Origin of the sequence: Duganella rhizosphaerae, assembly GCF_040364205.1 — a bacterium.
GTDB lineage: Bacteria > Pseudomonadota > Gammaproteobacteria > Burkholderiales > Burkholderiaceae_D > Rugamonas > Rugamonas rhizosphaerae.
The window spans coordinates 53,298-62,936 of record NZ_BPWK01000024.1 but is presented as its reverse complement, the minus strand read 5'-3'; the positions used below and the strand labels follow the sequence as shown (position 1 = coordinate 62,936).

Annotated in this window: 10 protein-coding genes; 4 read left to right on the top strand and 6 right to left on the bottom strand. The window is 66.9% G+C overall.

The features are described 5' to 3' along the window. The 4 genes from RUGAMON1_RS31295 to RUGAMON1_RS31280 all read left to right on the top strand — a co-directional run. The coding region (locus RUGAMON1_RS31295) for a response regulator (protein ID WP_445234175.1) at positions 1-1,317 on the top strand (1,317 nt) is incomplete at its 5' end. Between the two features lie 17 nt (positions 1,318-1,334). After that, positions 1,335-2,153, top strand: a complete 819-nt coding sequence (locus tag RUGAMON1_RS31290) for a CheR family methyltransferase (RefSeq protein ID WP_445234174.1) — start codon at positions 1,335-1,337, stop codon at positions 2,151-2,153. Next, on the top strand, positions 2,150-2,758 hold the full coding sequence (locus tag RUGAMON1_RS31285) for a chemotaxis protein CheB (RefSeq protein ID WP_445234173.1): 609 nt from the start codon (positions 2,150-2,152) through the stop codon (positions 2,756-2,758). The genes RUGAMON1_RS31290 and RUGAMON1_RS31285 overlap by 4 nt, the downstream gene beginning before the upstream one ends. Beyond that, positions 2,758-3,957, top strand: a complete 1,200-nt coding sequence (locus RUGAMON1_RS31280; protein ID WP_445234172.1) for a hybrid sensor histidine kinase/response regulator — start codon at positions 2,758-2,760, stop codon at positions 3,955-3,957. Before RUGAMON1_RS31285 ends, RUGAMON1_RS31280 begins: the two co-directional genes overlap by 1 nt. On the opposite strand, the gene RUGAMON1_RS31275 is transcribed toward RUGAMON1_RS31280, so the two are convergent. The 6 genes from RUGAMON1_RS31275 to RUGAMON1_RS31250 are packed head-to-tail and all read right to left on the bottom strand — an operon-like array spanning position 3,954 to position 9,521. Continuing rightward, positions 3,954-4,346 carry an EF-hand domain-containing protein gene (locus tag RUGAMON1_RS31275; protein ID WP_445234171.1) on the bottom strand — a complete coding sequence of 131 codons (393 nt, stop codon included), beginning with the start codon at positions 4,344-4,346 and terminating at the stop codon, positions 3,954-3,956. The genes RUGAMON1_RS31280 and RUGAMON1_RS31275 overlap by 4 nt on opposite strands. Before the next feature lie 41 nt (positions 4,347-4,387). Next, a complete protein-coding gene (locus tag RUGAMON1_RS31270) occupies positions 4,388-6,001 on the bottom strand; it encodes a S10 family peptidase (RefSeq protein WP_445234170.1) in 1,614 nt (537 codons plus the stop codon). 58 nt (positions 6,002-6,059) lie between these two features. Further along, positions 6,060-6,539 (bottom strand): nucleoside deaminase, encoded by a 480-nt coding sequence (locus tag RUGAMON1_RS31265; RefSeq protein ID WP_445234169.1) that lies wholly within the window; start codon positions 6,537-6,539, stop codon positions 6,060-6,062. Continuing rightward, positions 6,536-7,558: an aromatic ring-hydroxylating dioxygenase subunit alpha gene (locus RUGAMON1_RS31260; protein WP_445234168.1), complete on the bottom strand. Its 1,023-nt coding sequence runs from the start codon at positions 7,556-7,558 to the stop codon at positions 6,536-6,538. Before RUGAMON1_RS31260 ends, RUGAMON1_RS31265 begins: the two co-directional genes overlap by 4 nt. A gap of 8 nt (positions 7,559-7,566) precedes the next feature. Further along, on the bottom strand, positions 7,567-8,649 hold the full coding sequence (locus RUGAMON1_RS31255) for a BMP family ABC transporter substrate-binding protein (protein WP_445234167.1): 1,083 nt from the start codon (positions 8,647-8,649) through the stop codon (positions 7,567-7,569). 20 nt (positions 8,650-8,669) lie between these two features. After that, positions 8,670-9,521, bottom strand: a complete 852-nt coding sequence (locus RUGAMON1_RS31250) for an outer envelope protein (protein ID WP_445234176.1) — start codon at positions 9,519-9,521, stop codon at positions 8,670-8,672. Positions 9,522-9,639 lie beyond the last annotated feature (118 nt).

The window sequence follows — 9,639 nt, the reverse complement described above, 5'->3', positions numbered from 1 at the left end:
GCCACGGAGATCGCGGCCGCCAGCGCGGCGCCGCCGGCGCCGGCCGCCGGGCCCGCTGCCGGGCCCGTTGCCCCCCTCCCGCGTCCGCGCCCCTTCGCCGACGACCGCGAGCAGATCGCCGCGCAGGCCGGCGGCCGCAAGGTGCTGGTGATCGAGGACGACGCCGCCTTCGCCCGCATCCTGTACGAGCTGGCGCATGAAAAACAATACCGCTGCCTGGTGGCCTTCGACGCCGACGAGGGCCTGGCGCTGGCGCGCGAGCACCGGCCGGACGCGGTGCTGCTCGACGTCCGCCTGCCGGACCGTTCCGGCCTGTCGGTGCTGCAGCTGCTGAAGGACGACGCCCGGACCCGCCACATCCCGGTGCACGTGCTGTCCGGCTCCGACAACGGCGAGGCCGCGCTGCACCTGGGCGCGATCGGCTTCGCGCTCAAGCCGACCACGCGCGAGCAGCTGATGGAGGTGTTCCGCCGCATCGAAGGCAAGCTGACGCAGAAGATCAAGCGCGTGCTGCTGGTGGAGGACGACGACCGCCAGCGCGACAGCGTGGTGCGGCTGATCGCCGACGACGATGTCGACATCGCCGCCGTCGCCAGCGGCGAAGAGGCGCTGGCGCTGCTGCGCACCACCATCTACGACTGCATGATCATCGACCTCAAGCTGCCCGACATGCAGGGCAACGAGCTGCTGCAGCGCATGGCCGGCGAAGCGCTGGCGGCGTTCCCGCCGGTGATCGTCTACACCGGCCGCAACCTGTCGCGCGCCGAGGAGGCCGACCTGCACAAGTATTCGCGTTCCATCATCATCAAGGGCGCCCGTTCGCCGGAGCGCCTGCTCGACGAGGTGACGCTGTTCCTGCACAAGGTGGAGGCCGATTTGTCCAGCGAACGGCAGGACATGCTGCGCACGGTGCGCTCGCGCGACCGCGTGTTCGAAGGCCGCCGCATCCTGCTGGTGGACGACGACGTGCGCAACATCTTCGCGCTGACCAGCGCGCTGGAGCAGAAGGGCGTGCTGGTGGAAGTGGGCCGCGACGGCTTCGAGGCGATCGCCAGGCTGGACGAGGTGGGCGACATCGACCTGGTGCTGATGGACGTGATGATGCCGGGCATGGACGGGCTGGAGGCGACGCGCCGCATCCGCCAGGACGCGCGCTTTGCCCGCCTGCCCATCATCGCCATCACCGCCAAGGCCATGAAGGACGACCAGGAGCAATGCCTGGCGGCCGGCGCCAGCGACTACCTGGCCAAGCCGATCGACCTGTCGCGCCTGTACTCGCTGCTGCGGGTGTGGATGCCGAACGGCGAGCGGAGCTGACATGCAGAGGTTTAGCCATGCACCATAGCGACACCGACATCGAGCTCAAAGTGTTGATGGAAGCCATCTACATGAAGTACAGCTACGATTTCCGCGACTACACCGGCGCCTCGCAGAAGCGCCGCGTGCTGCACGCGCTGCGCGAGATGGCGTGCGCCAGCATCTCGGCGCTGCAGGCGCGCATCATGCACGAGCCGGCCGCGTTCAGCGAGCTGCTGCAGTACCTGACGATCCCGGTGACGTCGATGTTCCGCGACCCGGGCTATTACGCCGCGCTGCGCACGCACGTGGTGCCGGTGCTGCGCACCTATCCGTCGCTGAAGATCTGGGTGGCCGGCTGCAGCACCGGCGAGGAAGTGTATTCGATGGCGATCCTGCTCAAGGAGGAGGGCTTGCTGGAGCGCAGCATGATCTACGCCACCGACATCAATCCGCAGTCGCTGGACAAGGCGCGCAAAGGCGTGTTCCCGCTCGACGCGATGCGCGAGTACACGGAAAACTACCAGGCCGCCGGCGGCACCCGCGGCTTTTCCGAGTACTACACGGCGGCCTACAACGCCGCGCTGTTCGACCGCGCGCTGTGCGAGAACGTCACCTTCGCCGACCACAGCCTGGCGACCGACGCGGTGTTCGCGGAAACGCACTTGATCAGCTGCCGCAACGTGATGATCTACTTCAAGAAGAAACTGCAGGAACGCGCCCTGGGCCTGTTCCACGAGTCGCTGTGCCATCGCGGCTTCCTCGGACTGGGCAGCAAGGAAAGCATCGATTTCTCCGCTTACGCGCCGGCCTTCGAGCCGGTGGACAAGCGCGAGCGCGTGTTCCGCAAGCGATGAGCGCGCACCTGCCCGGGATCCGCGCGGCGCTGGCCGGCCGCACGGTGGAAGCGGTGGTGATCGGCGCCTCGGCCGGCGGCGTGGGCGCGCTGCTGCAGCTGCTGCCGGCGCTGCCGGCGCGCTACGGCCGCGCGCTGGTGGCGCTGCTGCACCTGCCGGAAGGGCGCCAGAGCCACCTGGCCGAGGTGTTCCGGCAGCGCATGGCGATGCCGGTGCGCGAGGCGGCCGACAAGGAGGCGCTGGCGTCCGGGACGCTGTATTTCGCCGGATCAGGCTACCATTTGTCGGTGGAGCGCGAGCGCTGTTTCTCGCTCAGTTGCGAGGCGCCGCTGCACTTTGCCCGGCCGGCAATTGATTATCTGATGGAATCGGCGGCCGACGCCTACGGCGCCGCGCTGGCCGGCATCCTGCTGACCGGCGCCAACCAGGATGGCGCGGCGGGCATGGCGGCCATCGCCCGCGCCGGCGGCCTGACCGTGGTGCAGGACCCGGACCAGGCCGAAGTGCCGACCATGCCGAGGGAGGCGATACGCTTGCACCGGCCGGACCTGATCCTGCCGCTGGACGACATACAAACATTGCTGCTGATGCTGGAGAATAACTAATGCAAGCCGAGCACCCGACCAAACTGCTGATCGTCGACGATCTGCCGGAAAACCTGCAAGCGCTGAACGCGGTCATCCGCGGCGAAGGGCGCGAGATCTTCCAGGCGTCGTCGGGCGAGGAGGCGCTGCTGCTGCTGTTGCGGCACGACTTCGCGCTGGCCATACTCGACGTCCAGATGCCGGGCATGGACGGCTTCGAGCTGGCCGAGCTGATGCGCGGCACCGACAAGACGCGCCAGATCCCCATCGTGTTCGTGACGGCGGCCGGCAAGGAACTCGATTACGCGTTCAAGGGCTACGAGGCGGGCGCGGTGGACGTGCTGTACAAGCCGCTCGATGCGCGCGCCGTCAAGGGCAAGGTGCAGGTGTTCGTCGCGCTGTACGAGCAGCGCGAGGCGATGCGGCGCCAGGTGGCGGCGCTGGAGCTGGCGCGCCGCCAGCAGGAGCAGGCGGTGGCCGAACTGCACGCGGCGCAGGCCGAGCTGCAGCGCGCGCTGGCGATGCGCGACGAGTTCATGTCGATGGTGTCGCACGAGATGCGCACGCCGCTCAACACGCTGTACCTGGAAACCCAGCTGCGCAAGATGCAACTGGAGCGCGGCAATATGGCGGCGTTCGGCGCCGAGCAGCTGCAGCGCATGGTGGCGCGCGACGACCGCCAGATCCAGAGCATCATCCGCCTGATCGACGACATGCTGGACGTGTCGCGCATCCGCAGCGGCAAGCTGTCGTTGCGGCCCGGCTGGGTCGAACTGTCGGGCTTGCTGCGGCGGCTGGTGCAGGACCTGACGCCGCAGGCCGGCATCGCCGGCAGCAGCATCAGCCTGGACGCCGGCACCGCGGTGTGCGGCTGGTGGGACGAGTTCCGCATCGAGCAGATCGTGGTCAACCTGCTGACCAATGCGCTGCGCTACGGCGCGGCGCGGCCGGTGCAGGTGACGCTGGTGGCGGAGCGGGACGTGGTGCGGGTGGAAGTGCGCGACCAGGGGCCCGGCATCGCGCCCGAGCACCAGCAGAAGATCTTCGAGCCGTATGAGCGCGGCGCCGGCACCGAGGCGCCGGCCGGGCTGGGCCTGGGACTGTATATTTCGCGCCAGCTGGCCGAGGCGCACGAGGGCAGCCTGGTGTTGCACAGCAAGCCGGGCGAGGGCGCGCTGTTTACGCTGACCCTGCCGCGCCGCGAGGCGCCCGCCGACTAGCGCGAGCGCGCTTCCTCGCGGCGCTGGATGAGGAAGGTCTTCAAGTCTTCGAAGGAGACCACGCCGCGCTGGGCGCTGTCGATGTGGTCGAAGTTTTTCTCGACGAAGCCCAGGCCGGCCTTGCGCGCTTCTTCCCGGCTCAGGTCGCCACTGCCGTCCAGGTCGGCCTCTTCAAAGCGTTGTTTCAATTTCTGCATGGCCTGGTATTGCAGTACCGGGCCGGAGGCGCCGTCGCGCGGCGGCTTGCGCATGGCCGGCGGGATGTAGGGATCGGGATGGAGCGGCGCCGACATCATGACCGGCGCGGCCTCCCGGTTCGGCGCCTGGGCGTGCGCGCAGGCGCAGGCCGTGGCGGCGGCCAGCATGGCAATGTGGACTAGCAGTTTCATGATCGTCTCCCCCGCGCAGCCTGTTGAGCCTGGCGCATGGCTTATGGTGTCACTGTGACGCTGTTGAAGAAATTAATCAAATCCATTTGCTGTGCCCGCCGCGCAGTGTCGTCTAGATACGTCATATGGCCGCTTGCATAATATTTGAGCACAATTAGCGGATTGGCACCCAAACGCGCCAGATCGAGTTCGGTCTGGTGGAAGGGCGTGGCCAGGTCGTGGTAGCCGTTGACCGACAACACCTTCATGGCCGGGTTCAGCGTCATGGCGGCGGCCAGGTCCGGAATGGTGTCCGGCAGCTGCTTGCCGTCGTGGCTGAAGTTCCACTGGTCGCCGATGTTGTTGCTGCTGGTGTAGCGCGAGCGGGCGCTGTAATGCAGCTCGTCGGACAGGTAGCCCGCGATGCCGTTGACGAAGGCGGAGTTGATGACCGTCAGCGAGGGATCGCCGTCGACCGTCAGCGCGCTGCCGTTGGGCGCGGAGACGCGGGCGTCGTAGCGGCCCACCAGCTTGCCCGGCACGGCGTTTCGTTGATAGTAGTCCGGTCCCAGGTCGAAGTTCTGCTGCCAGGTCAGCACCGGCAGGCCGGTGTAGGCGACCAGCTGCGTAATCACGCCGGCCGGCGGTGCAACCTTGCTGGCCAGGTAAGCCGTCATGGCGCTGCGATAGCCGCCGGCGGCAAAGCCGCGCGCCTGCTGCACGTAGGCGCCGAAATCGGTGGGCAGAGGATTGCTGCGCTGGTAGTAGGCGCTGGTGGCGGCGTAGGTCGGCACGTAGCCTTCGCAGCTGATGGCGCCCGGATCGAGCACGCCGCAGTTGCTGTTGTAGTCCATGATGGACGATTGCAGCACCACCGCGGCCACCTGCACGCCGGCCAGTTCCAGCAGGTTGGCCAGCACCGCCGTGCGTGGCGTGCCATACGATTCGCCGAACAGGATCTTGGGCGAGGCCTCGCGCTTGTTGACGGCCACGTAGCGCTGCACGAAATCGCGGAAGGCGGCGGCGTCGGCGTCCACGCCCCAGAAGGTCTGGTTGGTGTTGGGGGCGATGGCCTGCGAGTAGCCGGTGCCGATGGCGTCCACGAACACCAGGTCCGATTGCGCCAGCAGGGTTTCCTGGTTGTCGACCAGCTGCACCGGCATGACGGTGGCGCTGGGGATGGTGCTGACCAGCCGGCGCGGCCCGAACGAACCCAGATGCAGGTAGATGGACGCGGAACCGGGGCCGCCGTTGTAGAAGAAGGTGACCGGCCGCTTGGCCGCACTGGCGCCGGCCACGGTGTAGGCGACGTAGAAGAACGAGGCCGAGGCCTTGCCGGTGCGGGCGTCGGTGGCGGTCAGGTGGCCGGTGGTGGCGGTGTAGTTGAACTGCTGGCCGTTCAGCTGGATGTGGCTGGCGATGACGGCGGCGCTTTCGTTGGGGGCGGCCAGCGAGGCGCTGGCAAGGCTGGAATAGGCCAGCGTGTCGTCGAAGGCTCCCGGCACCGCCGGTGCGGGCGTGAGCGGCGCGCTTGGCCCGGAGGGCGCAGTGGCCGCGCTGGAACCGCCGCCACCGCCGCCGCAGGCGACCAATAACGCGGCGCAGGCGACGCAGGCGACAAATGCCGCCGCGCGCGATTCACACCGCCATCCGTGCAATTTTGTAGGATTTGCCACTGTGCTCTCCACCAGGCCGGATCACAATTATGATCCCGGCTTGCATGAAATGCATCAGCTATTTTCTCCAGAATCCGGCGTGGGCCAGCCGCGCCTCGTCCTCGCGCAGTGGTCCGACGACTTCCGTCGGCCGCTGGCCGCGCGCGAACACCTCGCGGCAGGGCAGCGACAGCGTCGGATTTTCGGGATCGCTGCCGGTCAACGCCAGCAGGCTCGCTTCGGACATCGCATACACCACCCGTCCGACGCCGCTCCAGTAGGTGCCGCCGGCGCACATGGCGCAGGGTTCGGCGTTGGCGTACAGCGTGGCCGTCGCCAGCTGCTCGGGGCTGTGGCGCTGCGATGCCTGGCGCAGGGCGTTCATCTCGGCGTGCGCGGTGCGGTCGCTGCTGGAGGCGTTCATCGCTTCGGAAATCACCGTGCCGTCGGCGGCGACCACCATGGCGGCGAAGGGATGGTGGCCTTCGTCGCGCGAGCGCTGCGCCAGTGCCAGCACGCGGGTGAGGAATTCGTGGTCCTGATTGGTGGCGTTGCTCATGTTGTCTCCTGGTCGTTGCGCAGCACGCCGTAGCGCAGGTTCTGCTGTTTGAGATAGCCACGGTAGGCCAGCGACATGCGGTCGCAGGCCACCGACACTTCGGCGCCCGGTATCAGGGGCAGCCTGGCGGGGCTCTGGCTTTCCAGGATCGGCCGGTCCTGCAGGAAGATGGTGTCCTGAAACTGGCGCAGTTCGTCGTCGCCGGAGGTGAAGTCGTCCAGCGCCAGGATGATCCAGACGCGGGTGGTGGTTTCGGTCAGCGGCTGCAGCATCAGCGCGATGGCTTCGCGCACGCTGTCCACCGGATGCTTGGTCAGCACCGCCGTCAGCGGCCGCACCACGCGGTAGGTGTATTCGATGTCGGCGCCGCCGGCGGCGGCCTTGCTGGCCTGCGGCTGCCACGCGCGGCATTGTTTGGCCCAGACGCCGCTGCCGTAGTCGGCGTCGGCGAAGCTTTCGACGGTGTAGTTGGCGATGGCGGCCTGCTCCTGCACGCCCAGGATGCCCTCGTGGACGAAGGCGAAATGCGCCATGTCGAGGAAGTTCTCGACGATGCGCGGCCCGCTGCTTTGCACGTCGTAGGGGCCGCACCAGACCTTGCGCAAGGCCGGGTCGGAAAATTCGGGAAAGCGCGGCGGCGTTGGCGTGGCCACGCCAGGCTCGCCGAGGCAGACCCACACCAGGCCATGGCATTCCTGCACATGGTATGTCGTGACCTGCGCCTTCAGATTGGCCTCGCCCAGCGCCGGCAGCGCGGGGATGTGCTTGCAGCGGCCTTCGCTGCCGAAGCTCCAGCCGTGGTAGGCGCAGCGCAGCGTGTCGCCGTGCAGTGCCCCCATCGATAATCGGGTGCCGCGATGCGGGCAGCGGTCTTCCCACGCGTGCAGCGCGCCGCCGCTGTCGCGCCACAGGGCGAGGCGCGTGTCCAGCAGGTCGGCGGCTGCGATCGCGCCGGCCACGATCTCTTGCGAGAGCGCGACCGGGTGCCAGTCGTTCAACAGGACTGGATCGGGGTTCACTTAGATGCTCACTTGGGAATCGAACCTTCCACGCCCTGCACGTAGAAGTTCATCGACAGCAGGTCCTTCAGCGGCACCACCACGCCGGCCGCGTACTTGACGGCGCCCGACTGGTCCTTGATCGGACCGGTGAACGGCGCGAGGGTGCCGGCGGTGAGCGCGGCCTTCTTCTCTTCGAACACCTTGGCCGCTTCGGCAGGCACCACCGCGTTCAGCGCCGACATCTTGACCATGCCTTCCTTCATGCCGCCGTGGTAGTCGCCGGTCTTCCAGGTGCCGGCGATGACCGCCTTGGCGGTCTCGGTGTAGTACGGCGCCCAGTTGTTGGTGGCGGCCGTCAGGTGCGCCTTCGGTGCGAACTTGGACATGTCCGAATCCCAGCCGAACGCGTACACGCCTTTTTCCTGGGCCACTTGCAGCGTGGCCGGCGAGTCGGTGTTCTGCGCCATCACATCCGCGCCTTGCGCCACCAGGGTTTCCGCCGCCTGGCGTTCCTTGGCCGGGTCGTACCACGAGTTCACCCAGATCACCTTGGTCTTGATGCCGGGATTGACGCTCTGCGCGCCCAGCGTGTAGGCGTTGATGTTGCGGATCACCTCAGGCACGGGGAAGGAGGCGATGAAGCCCAGCGTCTTGGACTTGGTCATCTTGCCGGCGATGACGCCGTTCAGGTAAGCGCCTTCGTACAGGCGCGATTCGTAGGTGCCCAGGTTCTTGCCGGTCTTGAAGCCGGTGGCGTGCAGGAACACCACGCCCGGCGTGGTCTTGGCGACTTTCTCGGTCGGGTTCATGTAGCCGAATGAGGTGGTGAAAATCAGCTTGTTCCCCTCGGCGACCAGCTTGCGGATCACGCGCTCGGCGTCCGCGCCTTCCGGCACGTTTTCGACGTAGGTGGTCTTGACCTGGGCGCCGAGTTCCTTCTCCATCGCCAGGCGGGCCTGGTCGTGGGCGTAGGTCCAGCCGGCGTCGCCGACCGGGCCGACGTAGACGAAGCCTATCTTCAACGGCTCCGCCGCGAACGCGGAGGCGGACAGGCCGATGCTTGCGGCGGCCAGCGCGGCCAGTGCCAGTACTTTGCGACGATTGATCATACGGTTTCCTTTGGGCGGAGTTAGAAGTGGTATTCGGCGCGGACCATCGGCGTTTTCGCCGTTGCGCCAGGGTTGTTGGTGTCAGGGTTGCCGAACTTGTTTTTCCAGAACTGGTATTCGACGCCGACCTTGAAGGTGTTCTTCGGCGCGCTGACCACGGCGCTCATGTCGTACATGATCTGCATGTCGATGTTGGTCTCGCGCGCGGTGTCGCCGCCGAATTCGTTCTTGCCCTTGGTGCCGATGAAGTTGGCGAAGCCCTCGAACGACAGCGGAATGCCGACGTTGAACGGGATGCCCCAGGCGGCGGTCAGCATCGGGTGGGTCTTGTAGGCGTAGCGCGGCGTGGCGGCGCCGGTGAAGGTGTTGAACGGCGCGTTGCTCTCCCACAGCGCGAACAGGCTGACGTCGAGGAAGCCCGGAACGTCCAGCATCAGCGTCGGGCCGGCGACGATCATGCGCTTCTTGGAGTTGTAGCCGGCGTCGGTCTTGCTGTTGAAGTCAAAGCCGGCGGTGGCGCCGACGCCGCGAACCGGACCGAAGGCCCAGCTGCTGCCGGTGACCTTGCCCAGGTCCAGCGTGTGGCGGTACAGCGCATAGGCTTCATGCGCGCCGCTCTTGGCGCCGGCCGACGACGGGTCGACCTCCGACGACATCAGGAAGTCGACGCTGAAGAAGTTCTTGCCGTACTTGTAGCCGGAGACGCTGCTCAGGTTGACGATGTTCTTGGTGATGTCGTTGTTGTTGAACGGTTCGGCGAACTTGGTGCCGTAGCGGTAGCTGAGCGAGGTGTCGCTCCAGTCGGCGGCGTGGGCGGCGCAGGCGCAGCCGGCGAGGAGGACGAGGGCGGTGCGGGAGGCGGGACGGGACATCATGAACTCCATTCAGTGAGATGAGAGGACGGCAAAGCGGGACAGCACGGTTTGTAAGAACTTCTTTTGTATCCAATTCGTTGCAATGATTGGATTCAATCTGATCGACTTCTCTAGC